Genomic DNA, 16426 nt, shown 5'->3' on the forward strand with positions numbered 1-16426 from the left:
CTCACGTACGGTCACGGACATGAGCAGTGGATTGCACCAAGTCGCGGTCGTGAACGAGGAGATCGCGGAGCGCGGCAGCTACCGGGCGGACGGCACCGGGGCGGTCGTGGAGATCGGCGGGCTGCTGGCCGCCGCACGGGCGGGGACGGTCTCCTACGGCCCGGAGGAGAAGACCTGGGACGCCGGCCGGGGGCCGTTCACCGGGATCCCGGAGGTCACCGCCGAAGGGAGCATGCAGGCGGCCAGGCGCCTGGTCGAGGACGGCGGCGAGCACGTGGGCGTGCTCAACTTCGCCTCCGCGCGCAACCCCGGCGGCGGGTATCTGCGGGGCGCCAGGGCGCAGGAGGAGGACATCTGCCGCAGTGCGCTGCTGTACCACTGCCTGCTGGCGGCTCCCGACTACTACGAGGCGCACCGGGCCTCCTCGGACCTGCGCTACAGCCACCGGGTGATCTTCTCCCCGCACGTACCGGTGATCCGGGAGGGCCGGGGCGCCCTGCTGGCGCGGCCGTACACGGTCTCCTTCCTCACCTCGCCGGCTCCCAACGCCGGTCAGCTGGCCCGCCGTTCGGGCGGAACGCCGGTGGACGTCCGGGACGTGCTGGCCGAGCGGGCCGAGCGGGTGCTCGCGGTGGCGGCGCGGCACGGGGTGCGGGAGCTGGTGCTCGGGGCCTGGGGGTGCGGAGTCTTCCGCAACGACCCGAGGGAGGTCGCGGCGGCGTTCGAGTACGCGTTGGGGGCGTACGGCGCGGAGTTCACGCGGGTGGTGTTCGCCGTGTGGGACCGGGCCGCGGTGTCCGCGAACCGCATGGCGTTCGAGCAGCGCTTCGGCGGGGCGGCCCGCTGAGCGTTCTCCGCGTGGCGGGAGGGGCCCGGCTGAGGGGGCGGGGTGGCCTCCGGTCGACAAGTCGCGGGCCTGTCAGGGCACTCGGGGGGACCACCGGCCCGGCGGCCGGGTGAACGCGGGGGCCTGCCGCCGCCCGCGCTTCCCCGCGCCCAGGGGGTGCTTCTCAGCGCCCCCTGGGCGGGGCGCTCAGCGGCGGGTGGCGAGGACGGAGGCGGCCGCGACCACCCCGGTGACCGCGAACACCGAGGGCCAGGCGCCGATCTTCTTCGCGAGGGGGTGCGAACCGCCGAAGGCGGCCACGTAGAGGCCGGTCAGGGCGGCGGCCGTGCCGGTGCCCGCCTGCCGCTGCCACTGGTAGGCCGAGGCGGCACCCGCCGCGGCGAGGACCGCCCCGCCCAGCTCGCGCCGGCCGCTCCAGCGCGCGGCCCCGTACCCGCCGATGAGACCGGCCGCCGCCACCGCCGCCGTCGGGATCTTCGCCATCGTCCAACTCCTCCGCTGCTCTGTTCGTCGGCTTCCCGACGACCCTAACGCGCGCCCCTCGCCGGGAGTGCCGCCCGTCAGCCGGTCAGCGCGGCGCGCAGGGCGGTGAGCTCGGCGGCGGTGACGCCGTGGGCGCCGAGGAAGGCCTCGACGGAGCCGTGCCGGGTGCGCAGCCGGTGCAGGGCGTCCAGGAGGCACTCGGCGGTGACGGGACGGGAGAGCCGCTCCGCACCGGTCTCGTCGATGTACGGGACCGGCCCGTCCAGAAGGCCGAGGCCCGCGTTGGAGCGGAGGAAGTCGGCGGTGATGTCGGCCTCGGCGGCACCGAGCAGCTGCTGCAGGACGGCGACGGTGAGGCCGGTGCGGTCCTTGCCGACGGCGCAGTGCACCAGGGCCGGCAGCATGGCCGGGGCGGTGAGGTGCCGGATGACGGCGGCGATCGAGGGCCCGGCGGTCTCGGCCATGTAGAGGTAGAGCGCGGCCTGGTCGTCCGGCCAGGGGCGCTCGTCGCCCTGGCGCTCCGGGAGGGTCGGAAGGTTGAGGGCGGCCAGGTCGAGGCCGTGGAGCTCGTCCGGCCAGTGGGCCAGTTCCACGGCACCGCGGAGGTCGACGACGGAGCGGATGCCCAGCGCCTTGAGGCGCTGCGCACCCTCCGGGGTCAGCTGGTTGAGCGAACCGGAGCGGTAGAGCAGGCCCGGGCGGATCGGCCCGATGGCCGCGTCGCGGATGTTCCGGACGCCCGGGATGTCGAGGAATGGTGACGCTGCGTCGGAGTCACGGAGGCTCATGCCCGCCACCGTAGCTCGCCGGTGCCTTAGGCACGGGGCGTTCCGGATGAACGGTGGGCATCGGTGCCCCGGGGGTGGGCGGGTCGACCGTTCCGCGGAGCCGGCAAGCCGTACGGCCCCGCCGAATCGTCCCGCAGGTGCCCGCGGCGTCAACCGGCCCGCCAGGAGCGGCAGATCGTCGACACCCTCCTCCCCGCACCGCCCGTCGACCGTGCGGGGGCTCCGCGGGCCGTACGGGCGTTCAGCGTCCGCCGGCGAGGTCGAGGAAGCTGCCGGTGGCGTACGAGGAGGCGGGGGAGAGCAGCCAGAGGATGGCCTCGGCGACCTCCTCGGGCCGGCCGCCGCGTCCCATCGGCAGACTGGGGGCGACCCGGTCCACCCGGCCGGGCTCGCCGCCGAGCGCGTGGATCCCGGTGTGGATCAGGCCGGGGCGTACGCAGTTGACGCGGATGCCCTCGCGGGCGACCTCCAGGGCCAGCCCGCGGGTCATGGTGTCGAGGGCGCCCTTGGAGGCGGCGTAGTCCACGTACTCGTTCGGCGAGCCGAGGCGGGCGGCGGCGGAGGAGACGTTGACGATCGCACCGCCGGAGCCGCCGTAGCGGGTGGACATCCGGCGGACGGCCGCGCCCGCGCACAGGAACGGTCCGGTGATGTTGGCGGACCAGGTCCTGGCCAGCCGCTCCTCGTCCAACTCGTCGAGACGGCACTGCTTTTCGAGGGTGCCCGCGTTGTTGACCAGGCCGGTCAGCGGTCCGAGCTCCTCGTCCACGGTACGGAACAGCCGCTCCACGTCGGCGCTCCGGCCGACGTCCGCCCGGACCGCGAGCGCGGTGCCGCCGGCGGCGCGGATCTCCGCCACCACGGCGTCCGCGGCGGCTTCGTCCGACCGGTAGTTGACGCACACGTGGTACCCGCGGGCGGCAGCGAGCCGGGAGGTGGCGGCGCCGATACCGCGGCTGCCACCGGTGACCAGTACGACCTCGGACATGGTGGGACCTCCGCTATCGGCTGGGTGCACTGTCCGGGCCACCGTAGCCCAGATACCGGAATCCGCTGAGCTGGCCCGGGAATTCGCCGATCATGCCGCCATGAACGCCGAGACGAACGCTGAGACGAACGCCGCGACGGTTGCCGGGGCGAATGCCGAGGCGGATGCCGGGCCGTGCACCGGCTCGAACGCCGGGCCGATGAGGCTGCGCCCCGCCTCCGCCGCACTCGCCGACTACCTGGCCGCCGACGAGGTGATCGACCACGGCCACCCGGAGATCCGGGCCCTCGCCGACCGGCTGCGCGGCGTGCGCCCCGAGGCCGGGGCGCGCGCCGCCTTCGAGTACGTACGGGACGAGATCGCGCACTCCGGGGACGTCGGGGAGTGGAGCGCCGCGTACCGGGCCTCCGATGTGCTCGCGAACCGGAACGCGATCTGTCACGGCAAGGCGCACCTGCTCACCGCCCTGCTGCGGGCGCTCACGCGGGCGCGGCCTGGTGCGGCCGGGTACGACTACCTGCCGTCGGAGCTCTGAAGCCGTCCCCGCCCGTGTGCCGCACGGGGGGAATTCGTTCGCGTTCGGCCCGGTCAGCGGGAAGACTGCCTGGTCCAGGCGCTCACCACCCCGAGCCCCACCACCTTCAGCTCGCCGAGGGGGCGATCCACCCATGCGCATACTGCTCTCCGGCATCGTCGGCTCCACCGCCTACGGCCTCGCGCACGCCGGCTCGGACATCGACCGGCTCGGCCTGTTCGCCGCGCCCACCGAGCAGTTCCACGGCCTGCACCGCCCGGTGGAGTCGCGGGTCACCACCGCACCCGACCGCACCCTGCACGAGGCGGCGAAGTGGTGCCGGCTCGCCCTGAGCTGCAACCCGACCGCCGCCGAGCTGGTCTGGCTGCCCGACGGGCTGTACGAGGTGCGGACGCCCCTCGGTGAGGAGCTGATCGGGATCCGGCGCTCCTTCCTGAGCGAGCGCGCGGTACGGAACTCCTACCTCGGTTACGCCACACAGCAGTTCAGGAAGCTGAGCAGCCGCGACCCGTCCGACCGGACCTCCCGGACGCGGGCCGCCAAGCACGCCAGGCACCTGGTCCGGCTGCTCCGGCAGGGGCTCGCGCTGCACGAGACCGGCGAGCTGCGGATCCGGCTGTCCGACCCCGAGCGGGTCCGTGACCTCGGCGAACGCTACGCGGACCACCCGGAGCAGGCCGCCGGCCTGCTCGCCGACGCGGAGGCCCGTTTCGACCGCCCCGGCGTCCTGCCCGCCGAACCTGACGAGGACCCCGCCGAGTCCTGGCTGCGCCGCGTCCGCCTGGCCCACCTGGCCTCCCCCGCCTGACCGCCGGGAACGCCCCGCCCCTCCGGCCGTCTCGACCGGCGCACGTCAACCGGACACCTCGGCGCGACCGGACAATCCACTGGCCAATCGGCGGTGATCTCCGGGTAGGATCACCCTGGCAGGTGCTCTACCACTACGGTGGAGCGCAAGCCGCGGGCCGCTAGCTCAATTGGCAGAGCTGCGGACTTTTAATCCGTAGGTTCAGGGTTCGAGCCCCTGGCGGCCCACCGTGAAACGCCCAGGTCACCTGCTTCGGCCTGGGCGTTCGGCATTTCTTGAGCACCTGCCTCCGGCGAATATGTCGGTGCTCATTCAAATTGGTGATCAAGTGCCGGCCTGGCGTGCGAGGGGCGTGCCCGGACGGCACTGATGAAGCGTCAGGCGATGCGCCTCGATCCATCCGGCTCGCGGGTGCCGACTCCGGCGCACGGGGCCACGCTCGGCTCATGGTGAGTGGGGTGGAATCCGAACGGCGGCCTCGTCCTCGATGTGTTCCTGCGGGAACTGGGCCCTGGATGGCCGGAATCCGTCGGCCGTGTGCGGTGACTCCATGGCGGACCGGGCATAGCCATCGCGTACATGCCTGGTGAAACCGCCTTTCTGCTCGGGGAGTTGCACGTCGAACCCGGGTGATCGTGGGCGCGGCGGGGCATGGGGTGGTCGGCCGCGTCGAGCCGGGGCCGCGGCTGCCCGAAGAGGCGGCTGTCGAAGGAACGCGGCCTCCGGCGACGGAGTGTGACGGTCTTTCAGATAAATCCGACGCACTTCCACGGATTCCGATTTCCTCTCCGTCGCGGGCACGGAGACGGAACAGGGCGCGGCGGCAGTGGTTCTGGACGAGTCCGGTCGCATGAGGGGTCGGCGGGGTGTTTCCCGGGACGGGTGCGGGGGGGATGAAAGGCGGGATCGGGATGAGTGCCGGGGTGTGAGGAGGGGAGCTGGGTGCCGGGAAATAGCGGCGCGGGGCGCCGTGCGGCATCGGGGAGTTCGGCGCCGGTGGGGGCTTGGTGGCCGGTCAGTGGGGTCCGGGTGGCCGGAAGGCGGGGCCGGAGTGAACGCCGGTGCCGTGGAAGGGAAGGTGGGGGCACGGCGGTGGAAGGGTTCCCCCGATGGCATTACGTGGCCCGCCCGGACGAGGAGCACCGGTCCGTTGGGAGTCGGGTTCGGACGGAGCCAGTCGGCCGCTTCCGGAAGGTGCCGGAAACAAGTGGAGAAAGCTACTAGAGCGGTAGCGCGGTCCGACCGGTACTGTGATCATCGGTGGATCGGGCGTGCACTGAACGTGACTCGCTAGGGGTGGCGAGCCTCCCAATGAGGGGGCGGTTCGATGAACGGGGGAGCCGTTGGACGTTCAGCTCGACTTCGGACTGCTGGGGCCGCTCTCGGTGTCCGCGGCCGGCCGCCGTATCGCCGTCGGCGGGCCCAGGCAGCGGAGCGTTCTGGCGCTGCTGCTGCTCTCGCCGGACTCGGTGGTCTCGGTCGACGCCCTGGTGGACGCGGTCTGGCAGGGCGACCCTCCGGCCACCGCCCGTACCCAGGTGGCGATCTGCGTCGCCGGACTGCGGAAGATCTTCCGGGCCGAGGGCTGCGGCGACGACCTGATCACCACGGTGCACCCGGGCTACCAGCTCAACACCGCGGGCCACCGGGTCGACCTGGTCGAGTTCAACGAGCTGGTGGCGACGGCCGAGCAGGCGGTGAGCAGGGGGGACACCGCGGCGTCGGGGGAGCTGTACGACCGGGCGCTCGGGCTGTGGCGCGGCCCGGTGCTCTCGGGGGTCACCGGCCGGGCGGTGGAGGACGAGGCGGCGCGGCTGGAGGAGGTGCGGCTGGCGTACTACGAGGAGTCCACCAAGGTGCAGCTGGCGCTCGGCCGCCACCGGGAGGTGCTCGGCGGGCTGGCGGCCGTGGTCCGCGAGCATCCGCTGCGCGAACAGGCCAGGCACACCCTGATGCTCACTCAGTACCGGGCGGGCCAGCGGGCCGAGGCGTTGGAGACCTTCCGGGAGGGCCGTCGCCACTTCATCGACGAACTGGGCCTGGAGCCGGGCCCGTTGCTCCAGCAGCTGCACGACGCGATCCTCCAGGACGATCCGGCGCTGCTGCCTCCCCAGTCCGCCCCGGTGGCCGTGGAGCGGCCGGCGGCGCCGGCCGGCACCCACCCCACCCCCTCCTTCCTGCCGCCGAACGTGCCCGCCTTCACCGGCCGCGGCGAAGAGATCGCCACCCTGGACCGGCTGGTGACGGACCGTTCGGAGGAGCAGCCCCCGGCGATCGGCTTCATCACCGGAGTGGCCGGGGTCGGCAAGACCGGGCTCGCCGTGCACTGGGCGCACCGGGCGTCGGCGAACTTCCCGGACGGCAGGCTCTACGTCGACCTCTACGGGCACGACGAGACGCATGAGCCGACCACGGCCTCGGAAGTGCTGAGCCGCTTCCTGCGCGCGCTGGGCGTCCCCAGCGAGCAGATCCCGGCCGACCCCAACGAGCGCGGCTCGCTCTACCGCAGCCTGCTCGCGGACCGGCGGGTCCTGGTGGTGCTGGACAACGTCCGGACCATCGCCCAGGTCGTCCCCCTGCTGCCGAGCAACGGCCGCTGCTGCGTGGTCGTCACCAGCCGGCTGCCGATGGAGCAGCTGATGCTGCGGTACGGGGCGATCCGGGTCCAGCTCGGTGTGCTGCCGCCGGCCGAGGCGGTCGAGCTGCTCGCCAGGATCGTGCCCGAGGGCCGGATCGAGGCCGATCCGGCCCAGACCGAGCGGCTCTCCGAGCTGTGCGACCGGCTGCCGCTCGCGCTGCGGATCGCCGCCGCCCGGCTGGCCTCCAAGTCGCACTGGTCGGTACGCCACCTGGTGAACCGGCTGGCCGACGAGCGGCGCAGACTGGACGAGCTCAGCCAGGGCGAGTCCCAGGTCCGCGCCGGATTCGCGCTCAGCTACCGCTACCTTCCGTCGGACGCCGCCCGGCTGTACCGAAGACTCGGGCTGCTGGAGGTGCCGGACTTCACCGCCTGGGTCGGCGCGGCCCTGCTCGACGTACACCCCTTCGAGGCCGAGCGGCTGATGGAGCACCTCGTCGACGTGCAGCTGCTCGAGGTGGTCGGCACCGACGCCACCGGTCAGCTGCGCTACCGGCTGCAGAACCTGCTCCGGCTCTTCGCCAGGGAGCGGGTGCTGCAGGAAGAGGAGGAGGCCGACCGGACCGAGAGCCTGCAGCGGGCACTGCGCAGCTGGCTGACCATCGCCGAGCAGGCCCACCGGCTGGAGTACGGCGGCGACTTCTCGATCATCCACGGCGGCACCCCCCGCACCCCCGTCGACCCCATCCTGATGGAGGAGCTGCTCGCCACCCCGCTGGACTGGCTGGAGGCCGAGCGCCTCTCGCTGATCGCCGTGATCGAGCAGGCCGCCCGGCTCGGTGAGGACGAGCTGGCCTGGGATCTGACGATCTCCATCGCGGTGCTGTTCGAGACCCGTAACTACGTGGAGGACTGGCGGTTCTGCGCCGAGCGGTCCCTGACCGCGACCCGGGCGAGCGGGAACGTCCGCGGCGAGGCGATGATGCTGGAGAACCTGGGCGCGATGCGGACCCGGGCGCTCCAGCTGGCCGAGGCCGAGGAGTGCCTCAGCGCGTCCCTCGCGGGGTTCGAGCAGGTCGGCGAGGAGCACGGCCGCGCGCTGGCGCTGCGCTCGCTGGCGATCGTGGACCGTACCCGGGGCGATCTGGAGACCGCCGGGGTGCGTCTGCACGAGGCGGTGGCGACCTTCCGCAAGGTCGGTGACGTCTCCTCGGAGGCACACGCCCTGGGGTACCTGGCCCAGGGCGAGCTGGATCTGGGGCGGGCCGACGGAGCGGTGCGGTTCGGCCTCGAGTCGGTACGGATCTCCCGGGCGATCGGTGAGACCAGGGGCATGGCCCAGGCCATCCACCGGCTCGCCCGCGCGCATCTGATCCAGGGCCAGTTCGAGCTGGCCGAGGAGTCCTTCCGGGAGGTGGCCCGGATCGTCCGGGCGAAGGGCGATCTGCTGGGCACCGTGTACGCGCAGCTCGGCCTGGGTGAGACCAAGTCGCAGCGCGGGTTTCCCGACGAGGCGGCGGCCGAGCTGCTGGCGGCGCTGGAGGTCGTGCGGCAGATCGACAACCCGCTCGCCGAGGGCCGGGTCAATCTGGCCCTGAGCCATCTGAACGGCTGCCAGGGACGCATCGGCGAGGCGCGCCGGCAGGCCGCCCGGGCGAGCGAGCTGTTCCTGCGGGCCGGCTCCATGCGCAACCGGGAACTGGCGGAGAAGGAGCTGGCCAGGCTGGCCAGCGACTGACGCGAAGCGGGTGCCGAGGCCCCGCGGCGGACACCGGAAACGGGTGTCCGCCGCGGGGCCCCGGTATTTCCCGGCCCCCCTCGTCGAGTATTTGAAATCCATAGTCGCCGTATGAATTCCTGCTAGATCTTTTGCATAGATTCCGATGGCGCCGACGGAGAAGTCGGTGTTCGGCTGCTCGTCACGGCGACTGCGCAATTGGTACGAGGGCCGAGGAATAATCCGAGTTACGGAGTCCGCATGTCCCGAAGCAGTACGGTCCCCTCGTTCGCCGTGATTTCCGGTGCGCAGGTCCACGGCATCCTCGACGGCCGGCAGAAGGAGGTCGTCGACATCGTCGAGCAGGCCTATCGGATCCACGGCGACGGGGAGACGGTGAACCCGCCCTCGTACTTCCTGCGCTTCCCCGACCGGCCCAGCTCGCGCATCATCGCGCTGCCGGCCTCGATCGGCGGCGATGTCCGGGTGGACGGTCTGAAGTGGATCTCCAGCTTCCCGGAGAACGTCGCGGCGGGCATTCCCAGGGCCTCCGCCGTCCTGATCCTCAACGACCACGAGACCGGCTACCCGATCGCCTGCCTGGAGAGCTCGATCATCAGCGCGGCCCGCACCGCCGCCTCGGCCGCGCTCGCGGCCGCCAAGCTCACCGAGGGCCGCGAGCGGCCGCGCCGCATCGGCTTCATCGGGGTCGGCCTGATCGCCCGCTACATCCACAGCTACCTGGCCGGCACCGGCTGGTCCTTCGACTCCGCCGGGGTCCACGACCTGTCGGCCGAGCACGCGGCGGGCTTCGCCGGCTACCTGGCGCAGGCCGGGGACAACGGCGAGGTCACCGTGCACGACAGCGCCGAGTCGCTGATCAGGTCGAGCGACCTGGTGGTGTTCGCCACCGTCGCGGGCGCACCGCACGTCCACCAGCCCGAGTGGTTCTCGCACAACCCGCTCGTCCTGCACGTCTCGCTGCGCGACCTCTCGCCCGAGGTGGTCCTGGCGGCGACCAACATCGTGGACGACGTCGAGCACTGCCTGAAGGCCGACACCTCGCTGCACCTGGCCGAACAGCGGCTCGGCCACCGGGAGTTCGTCGACGGCACGCTCTACGACGTGCTCACCGGCCGCCTCCGGCCGCGGGCCGACCGGCCGGTGATCTTCTCACCGTTCGGGCTCGGTGTGCTCGACCTGGCGGTCGGCAAGCACGTCCACGACTGTGTGGCGAAGGCCGGACAGCTGGCGGTCGTCGAGGACTTCTTCCACGAACTGCGGCGCTACGGCTGATCCGTGACGGACCGTTCGCACCCTGCTCTGTCCGAATCTGGGAGGTACCACCGTGCCGATCATCTCGGCTCCGCACGACTTCAATGAACACGATCTCTTCGTCGATCTGAACCCCGGTCTGGGAATTCCGCTGTTCCTCAAGTGCGAGGGCATGAACTTCGCGGGCTCGGTCAAGCAGAAGGCCGCCGTCTCGATGATCGAGGAGGCGGAACGGGCGGGCCGCCTCGGGCCCGACTCGATTGTGGTGGAGTCCTCCTCCGGGAATCTCGGTGTGGCGCTCAGCATGATTGCGGCGAGCAAGGGCTATGGCTTCCTGTGCGTCACCGACTCCCGCTGCAACCTGGCCACGAGGCGGATGATGGAGGTCTTCGGGGCCCGGGTGCACACCATCACCGAGCCGGACCCGGTGACCGGTCTGCTCGGCGCCCGACTGGACCACGTCCGCCGGCTGGTGGAGAGCGACCGGCGGTACGTCTGGCTCAACCAGTACCTCAACCCCAGCAACTGGCAGGCCCACTACCGCTGGACGGCGCCGGCCATCGCCGCGCAGTTCCCGGAGCTGGACGTGCTGTTCGTCGGTGCGGGCACCACCGGCACCCTGATGGGCTGCGCCCGCTGGTTCAAGGAGCACCGCCCCGAGGTGCGGATCGTCGCGATCGACAGCGTCGGCTCGGTCATCTTCGGCACCCCGGCCGGGCCGCGCATGATCCCCGGCCTGGGGGCCGGGGTCCGGCCCGCGATGCTGGACGAGTCCTTCGTGGACGAGGCCCGCCACGTCGAGGAGGCGGACACCGTGCGGATGTGCCACCGTCTGGCCTCGCGCGGCTTCCTGTTCGGCGGCTCCACCGGCACGGTGGTCGCGGGGGCCGCCCGCTGGCTGGCCGAGCACGACGCCGTCGGCGCCGGTATCACCGCCGCGGCCATCTCCCCCGACCTGGGAGAGCGTTATCTGGACACCGTCTACCAGTCCAACTGGGCCCAGGGCGTCTACGGCGAGGACGTCCTCGCCGAACTCCACAGAGGCGAACCCGAGCTGGTGTGAACCCGACCTCTGCCGAGCCGACGACAAGTCGCTCGGCAGAGGTCTTCTGCCGTCCGGCCGACGGCTTCACCGGTCGGCCCGGGGCTCGTTATCGACCGCTCCGGCAGGCGAAAACGAATCGATAAGGGTTCGAAGTCGCCGCTTCCTACTGTCTATCTCGTCAGCGGGGAACACCGGACACTTCGGTAGAAAAAGGATTGACATGCGCCTCCTCGGTACCAAGATCACCAAGCAGATCGTCGTTGCTGCGCTGGGCGCGCTGGCGGTCTTCGGCGCCGTGAGTGCTACCGAGGCGGCCTCCCACACCCAGGCTGACGGCCAGATCGTGCCCGCCACCCAGGAATGGGGCTGAGCCGACCCCCTCCGACGGCAGAAGACCGCCGGCCCGCCCCGTGAACTCCGGGGCGGGCCGGCGGTCTTCTGTCACCGCACGGTCAGGCGGCAAGGACCTGTCGGCCCCGGGCCTCGACCGCCGCACCGTTGACCGCGTCCGGGACCGGCTCACCGGCCAGGGCCCGGCGCACCGACTCGGCGGCGAACACTCCCGCCTTCTCCTGGGCCTCGACGGTGCCCGCTCCCAGGTGCGGGGAGACCACCACTTGCTCCAGGCCGAACAGCGGGGAGTCGGTGCACGGTTCGACCGCGAACACGTCGAGGCCCGCCCCGGCGACCCGGCCGTCCCGGAGTGCCTCGAACAGTGCGGCCTCGTCGACGATCCCGCCACGGGAGGCGTTGACGATCCGGACACCCGGCTTCACCCGGCGCAGCGCCTCGGTGCCGATCAGCCCGACGGTCTCGGGCGTCTTCGGCAGGTGCACGGTGACGAAGTCGGCCTCGGCGAGGAGCTCCTCCAGGGAGACCTTGCGGACGCCGAGTTCGGCGGCGCGCTCCGGGGTCACATAGGGGTCGTAGGCGATCACGTCCATGTCGAAGGCGCCCATCCGGCGGGCCACCAGGGAGCCGATCCGGCCGAGGCCGACCACACCGAGGACCTTGCCCGACAGCTCCACGCCGGTGAACCGGCTGCGCTGCCAGGATCCGCCCTTGAGCGAGGCGTCGGCCTGCGGCAGGTTGCGGGCGACGCAGAGCAGCAGTCCGACGGCGAGCTCGGCGGCGCTGACGATGTTGGAGGTGGGCGCGTTCACCACCAGGACCCCGGCCTCGGTGGCGGCGGCCACGTCCACGTTGTCCAGGCCGACGCCCGCGCGGGCGATGACTCTGAGCCGGGGGGCGGCGGCGATCGCCTCGCGGTCCATTCTGGTCGCGCTGCGGACCAGGACGGCCTCGGCCTCGGCGAGCGCGGCGAACAGCGCGGCCCGGTCGGTGCCGTCGCAGTGGCGCACCTCGACCTCGGGGCCGAGCGCGGTGACGGTGGCCGGGGAGAGCTCCTCGGCGAGCAGGACGACGGGCCGGGCCGCGCCGGAGCGGGCCGGACGGTGGGTGGTCGGGCTGAGCTGGGAGCTGTTCACCGGGGTCTCCTCGGAGTCGGGCAGGTGGGGCGGGTGAGCGGGTCGGGCAAGTGGGTCGGGTGAGCGGGTCGGGCAGGCGGGTCGGGAAAGTCGGGGAAAACGGGTCGGGAAAACGGACAGGGGCGCGGGGCCCTGCTTGATCGACAAGCACGGCCCGGCGCCCCTGAGCGGTCTACTGGCGCCGGCCTACTGGCGCTGGCCCGCCAGGTCCAGCGGCCTGATGCGCAGCGCGAGCGAGGCCGGGAGCAGACTGGCGGCCAGGGCCAGGACCAGGCAGACGGCGGCACTGCCGGCCAGCGTGGTCCAGGGCAGGTTCCAGGCGATGGACGCCTGCGACCTGAGGACCATCCGGTTGAGCAGGCCCACCATGCCGGCCTGGGTGGCCGCGGTGACGAGCAGCGCGAGCGCGGTGGCGGTGGCGGTGGCCAGGACGGTCTCGAAGGCGACCATCCGGAGCACCTGGCGGCGGGTGCCGCCGGTCAGCCGCAGGGTGGCGAAGTCCCGCAGGCGGTCACCGGTGGACATCATCATGGTGTTGACGATGGCGATCAGGGCGTAGAGCAGGGCGGGGCCGAGGATCGCGATCATGGTGATCCACTGCTGGCGGACGGCGGGGTCGCTGTCGGCGCTCCCCCAGCTCTGGGCGGCGGTGAGCCGGGCACCGGTCCCGGACAGGGCGCTCTCGGCGGCCGCGCGGCCGCCGTCGGCGACGCTGAGGTAGGCGGCGCCCACCTGGCCGGTCGGGAGGTGTCCGGCCACCGCGTCCTCGGGCAGCAGTACCTGGGCCAGGCTGAGCTGGGCGCGGAACAGCGCGACGAGGCGTACGGGCACCGTGGTGCCGTCGGCGAGCGAGGCGTTCAGCCGGTCGCCGACCTGCCAGCCGTAGCCCTTGGCGAGTTCGGCGGAGACGGCGACCGAGGGGCCGTGCAGGTCGGCGGGCGAGCCGCCCTCGATCGGCAGGTTCCAGGCCGCGGCGAGGTCGCCGTCCACCACGGCCGCGGCGGTCGGGATCGACGGGGCCGGGACCACCTGGCGGTCGGCGTCCGGCATGCCGTCGAAGTCCAGGCCCTCCAGGACGGTGGGCGTCATGGTGACCGCGTTCGCCCCGGGCAGCGCGCGCAGCTTCCGGACGGTGTCCTGGGAGAGCCCCTGGCCCTGCGGCGGCTGCACCACGTACCCGGCCCGGAGCGCGGCCCGGGTCTGTGCGACGCGGGCGTCGGAGAAGCTCAGGGTGCCGCCGACGACCGCGCCGGTCAGGCCGATCACCAGGAACGCCGGAGTGACGGTGGAGACCGTACGGCGCACGGCGGCCAGCGCGTTCTGGCGCGCCAGCAGGCCGGTCGCGCCGCGCAGCGGGAGCACCGGCAGGGTGAACAGCCTGACCAGCGAGGGCACCAGGAGCGGCGCGAAGACCGCGATCGCGATGATGACCAGGACGTCGAAGAGCAGCGACCACTGCGGCAGGCTCTGCGGGTCGTGCATCGCCGGGTCGCCGCCCTGCTGGTTGCGGGAGGCGAAGAAGGCGCCGATGTCGGCGGCGACCAGGACCAGGTAGAGCACGCCGAGCAGCCAGCGGCTGAGCGGCATGACCTTGCGGTCCACCTTGGCGTCGCCCAGCGCCTCGGTCGGGCGCACCCGGCTGGCCCGGCGGGCGGCGGTGAACGCGCCGAGCAGGGCGACGACCAGTCCGGTGGCCGCGGCGATCAGCAGCGGAAGAGCGGCCGGGTGCGGGCCGAAGCCCGGCTGGGCCGCGCCGTGGTCGACCAGCCAGGAGGCGAAGGCGGGCGCGACGAGCAGGCCGAGCAGGCAGCCGGCGGCCGCGGCGGCGACGGCGACCACCAGGGCCTCACCGAGGACCAGCACCTGCACCTGCCGGGGAGTGGCGCCGACGGCCCGCAGCAGCGCGGTCTCCTGCCGCCGCTGTGCCACGGCGAAGGCGAAGGTGCTGGCCACCACGAACACCGAGACGAACCCGGCCAGGAAGGAGGAGTAGCTGAGCAGTTTGTGCAGCGAGGGTGCGCCGGGGGCCGAGTTGTCCTCGATGGTGGAGTTCAGCAGCAGCCCGACGGCGGCGATCAGGCCGACGCCCAGGGTGAGGGCGGTGAAGGAGCCCAGGAAGCCCAGCCAGCGGCGGCGCAGCGTCGCGGCGGCTATCGGGAGCAGCAGACGGGTACTCATGCGTGCGCCCCGCTCCGCTCGGCGGGGACGTCCGTCCGTACGCGCTTTAGGGTGGTTCGCTCGCTCATGCTCCCGCTCCCTGCGGGGACTTGTCGGACTCCAGCCGGGTCATCCGGTCGGCGACCTGGGCGGCGCTCGGCCGCTCCAGCTGGTCGACCAGCCGGCCGTCGGCGAGGAAGACCACGCGGTCGGCGTAGGAGGCGGCGACCGGGTCGTGGGTGACCATGATCGTGCTCTGCCCCTCGCCGTCCACCAGGGTGCGGAGCAGGCGCAGCACCTCGCGCCCGCTGCTGCTGTCGAGCGCACCGGTCGGCTCGTCGGCGAAGAGCACCTTCGGCCGGGTGATCAGGGCGCGGGCGATCGCCACCCGCTGCTGCTGACCGCCGGACATCTGCGAGGGCAGGTGACGCAGCCGGTCGCCGAGGCCCACCTGGGTCAGCGCCTCGCGCACCCGGTCCGCCGAAGGGCGGCGGCCCGCCAGGCGCAGCGGGAGGCCGACGTTCTGTTCCGCCGTCAGGGCGCCCAGCAGGTTGAAGGACTGGAAGACGAAGCCGATCCGCTCGCGACGGAGTTCGGTCAGCGCGGTCTCGTTGAGCGAGCCGAGCTCGACGCCGTCCACCAGGACCGAACCCGAAGTGGGCCGGTCGAGCCCGGCGGCGACCTGCAGCAGGGTGCTCTTGCCGGACCCGGAGGGGCCCATCACGGCCGTGAACGAGCCGCGGGCGAAGCCGATCGTGACCCCGGCCAGTGCCGTGACCTCTCCGGCGCCGTCCCCGTAGGACCGCCGCACCTGGTCCAGCTGTACCACGGTGTCGTTGTTCATCTCTTCTATCTCACTGTCGGGATCATGGGGCGGTCCAGGGTCCCACCGCGGGGTTCTTGGACGAAGGCTGAGTGGAGATCAGCCCGCGGAGGTGACCGAGATGTTGCCGCCGTCGGTGTGCACCTTGATCCGGTGCGGTGCGGACGGGTCGGTCTTGACCTGGACCTGCTGCGAGCCGCCGGTCGTGCCGGCGTCCACCGCGTAGACCCCGTCGGGCAGTTGGGTGGACACGTTGCCGCCGGAGGTGGTCAGCGTGACCTGGTCGGGGACGGCCGCGAAGCCCACGCTGATCGAGCCGCCGTCGGCCTTGGCGGTCACCTGCTTCGCCGTCAGGCCGTCCGCGTGGATCGCGCCGCCGTCGGAGCTCAGCTCGGTCGCCCCGGCCAGACCGGTGACCTTGATCGTGCCGCCCGAGCTGTGCAGGTGCGCCGCCACGTCCTTGGGCACCTCGACCCGGTAGCCCACCTCGCAGACCTTGTCACCGAAGAGGCCGCTGCCGCACTCGGAGGCCTGCAGGCTCAGCTGCGCACCGGAGGTGGTGTGCGTGCTCTTCGGCTTGTCGCCGTTGTAGCGCAGGGTCTCGGTGACCTGGACGGTGTTCTGGGTGCCGGCCACCACCTCGATCGTCCCGCCGGGGCTCTGCACGTTGAGGGTCGTGATGTGCTCGGAGACCTGGTAGGTCTGGGTCTCAGTGGAGACCTTGTCGCTGCCGCACCCGGTGAGCAGCGCTCCCGCCGCGACGGTGACGGTGCACCAGGCCAGGGCCTGCCGGGCCCTGGTCGAGGAACGGCGGGTGCGTATGGGGGCGGTGGCCGGGGACTGGATCTCTCGCTGGCTGTTCACGTGTTCGTCCTTCACTGTGGGCAACCGGCGC

Annotated in this window: 13 protein-coding genes, 1 tRNA gene and 1 pseudogene; 8 read left to right on the forward strand and 7 right to left on the reverse strand. The window is 72.5% G+C overall.

What is annotated here, in order from left to right; all coding sequences use genetic code 11:
• Positions 1-19: 19 nt before the first annotated feature.
• Entirely contained in the window at positions 20-847 is an 828-nt protein-coding gene (locus ACSMTC_RS20235; protein WP_436561112.1) for a TIGR02452 family protein, read from the forward strand.
• 186 nt (positions 848-1033) lie between these two features.
• On the opposite strand, the gene ACSMTC_RS20240 is transcribed toward ACSMTC_RS20235, so the two are convergent.
• The 3 genes from ACSMTC_RS20240 to ACSMTC_RS20250 all read right to left on the reverse strand — a co-directional run bounded on the left by ACSMTC_RS20240 (position 1034) and on the right by ACSMTC_RS20250 (position 3106).
• Entirely contained in the window at positions 1034-1330 is a 297-nt protein-coding gene (locus ACSMTC_RS20240) for a hypothetical protein (RefSeq protein WP_436561113.1), read from the reverse strand.
• A 77-nt stretch (positions 1331-1407) separates the two neighbouring features.
• A complete protein-coding gene (locus ACSMTC_RS20245; RefSeq protein ID WP_436561114.1) occupies positions 1408-2118 on the reverse strand; it encodes a tyrosine-protein phosphatase in 711 nt (236 codons plus the stop codon).
• A 241-nt stretch (positions 2119-2359) separates the two neighbouring features.
• Positions 2360-3106, reverse strand: a complete 747-nt coding sequence (locus ACSMTC_RS20250) for an SDR family oxidoreductase (protein ID WP_436561115.1) — start codon at positions 3104-3106, stop codon at positions 2360-2362.
• A 100-nt stretch (positions 3107-3206) separates the two neighbouring features.
• Here ACSMTC_RS20250 and ACSMTC_RS20255 point away from each other — a divergent pair, with 100 nt between their 5' ends.
• From ACSMTC_RS20255 to ACSMTC_RS20285, 7 genes are all read left to right on the forward strand, one after another.
• Positions 3207-3641 carry a transglutaminase domain-containing protein gene (locus ACSMTC_RS20255; RefSeq protein ID WP_436561116.1) on the forward strand — a complete coding sequence of 145 codons (435 nt, stop codon included), beginning with the start codon at positions 3207-3209 and terminating at the stop codon, positions 3639-3641.
• 133 nt (positions 3642-3774) lie between these two features.
• On the forward strand, positions 3775-4449 hold the full coding sequence (locus tag ACSMTC_RS20260; RefSeq protein ID WP_436561117.1) for a nucleotidyltransferase domain-containing protein: 675 nt from the start codon (positions 3775-3777) through the stop codon (positions 4447-4449).
• A 154-nt stretch (positions 4450-4603) separates the two neighbouring features.
• Positions 4604-4676: transfer RNA gene (locus ACSMTC_RS20265), tRNA-Lys, on the forward strand.
• A 1116-nt stretch (positions 4677-5792) separates the two neighbouring features.
• Positions 5793-8765, forward strand: coding sequence for an AfsR/SARP family transcriptional regulator (locus tag ACSMTC_RS20270; RefSeq protein ID WP_436561118.1), 2973 nt, complete (start codon positions 5793-5795; stop codon positions 8763-8765).
• A 240-nt stretch (positions 8766-9005) separates the two neighbouring features.
• Complete coding sequence (gene sbnB, locus ACSMTC_RS20275) at positions 9006-10040, forward strand: 2,3-diaminopropionate biosynthesis protein SbnB (protein WP_436561119.1); 1035 nt, start codon at positions 9006-9008, stop codon at positions 10038-10040.
• Between the two features lie 52 nt (positions 10041-10092).
• Positions 10093-11082: a 2,3-diaminopropionate biosynthesis protein SbnA gene (sbnA, locus tag ACSMTC_RS20280; protein ID WP_436561120.1), complete on the forward strand. Its 990-nt coding sequence runs from the start codon at positions 10093-10095 to the stop codon at positions 11080-11082.
• Positions 11083-11284: 202 nt separating this feature from the next.
• Positions 11285-11434, forward strand: a complete 150-nt coding sequence (locus ACSMTC_RS20285) for a hypothetical protein (RefSeq protein ID WP_436561121.1) — start codon at positions 11285-11287, stop codon at positions 11432-11434.
• Between the two features lie 127 nt (positions 11435-11561).
• Here the strand turns inward: ACSMTC_RS20285 and ACSMTC_RS20290 are convergent.
• From ACSMTC_RS20290 to ACSMTC_RS20305, 4 genes and pseudogenes are all read right to left on the reverse strand, one after another.
• Positions 11562-12551: pseudogene (locus tag ACSMTC_RS20290) on the reverse strand (hydroxyacid dehydrogenase); the annotation flags it as partial.
• A gap of 186 nt (positions 12552-12737) precedes the next feature.
• The gene (locus tag ACSMTC_RS20295) at positions 12738-14729 is read right to left on the reverse strand and encodes an FtsX-like permease family protein (RefSeq protein WP_436561122.1); all 1992 of its coding nucleotides are present in this window, start codon (positions 14727-14729) and stop codon (positions 12738-12740) included.
• 64 nt (positions 14730-14793) lie between these two features.
• Positions 14794-15552, reverse strand: coding sequence for an ABC transporter ATP-binding protein (locus ACSMTC_RS20300; RefSeq protein WP_436561123.1), 759 nt, complete (start codon positions 15550-15552; stop codon positions 14794-14796).
• A gap of 78 nt (positions 15553-15630) precedes the next feature.
• A complete protein-coding gene (locus ACSMTC_RS20305; RefSeq protein ID WP_436561124.1) occupies positions 15631-16395 on the reverse strand; it encodes a DUF4097 family beta strand repeat-containing protein in 765 nt (254 codons plus the stop codon).
• Positions 16396-16426: the final 31 nt, after the last annotated feature.

Source organism: Kitasatospora sp. HPM-01-4 (assembly GCF_051374625.1).
GTDB lineage: Bacteria > Actinomycetota > Actinomycetes > Streptomycetales > Streptomycetaceae > Kitasatospora.

Coding starts and splice junctions, on each gene's coding strand:
- ACSMTC_RS20240 (WP_436561113.1), bottom strand. CDS start 1,330: ATGGCGAAGATCCCGACGGCGGCGGTGGCGGCGGCCGGTCTCATCGGC.
- ACSMTC_RS20250 (WP_436561115.1), bottom strand. CDS start 3,106: ATGTCCGAGGTCGTACTGGTCACCGGTGGCAGCCGCGGTATCGGCGCC.
- ACSMTC_RS20260 (WP_436561117.1), top strand. CDS start 3,775: ATGCGCATACTGCTCTCCGGCATCGTCGGCTCCACCGCCTACGGCCTC.
- ACSMTC_RS20255 (WP_436561116.1), top strand. CDS start 3,207: ATGAACGCCGAGACGAACGCTGAGACGAACGCCGCGACGGTTGCCGGG.
- ACSMTC_RS20245 (WP_436561114.1), bottom strand. CDS start 2,118: ATGAGCCTCCGTGACTCCGACGCAGCGTCACCATTCCTCGACATCCCG.
- ACSMTC_RS20285 (WP_436561121.1), top strand. CDS start 11,285: ATGCGCCTCCTCGGTACCAAGATCACCAAGCAGATCGTCGTTGCTGCG.
- ACSMTC_RS20295 (WP_436561122.1), bottom strand. CDS start 14,729: ATGAGTACCCGTCTGCTGCTCCCGATAGCCGCCGCGACGCTGCGCCGC.
- ACSMTC_RS20300 (WP_436561123.1), bottom strand. CDS start 15,552: ATGAACAACGACACCGTGGTACAGCTGGACCAGGTGCGGCGGTCCTAC.
- sbnB (WP_436561119.1), top strand. CDS start 9,006: ATGTCCCGAAGCAGTACGGTCCCCTCGTTCGCCGTGATTTCCGGTGCG.
- ACSMTC_RS20235 (WP_436561112.1), top strand. CDS start 20: ATGAGCAGTGGATTGCACCAAGTCGCGGTCGTGAACGAGGAGATCGCG.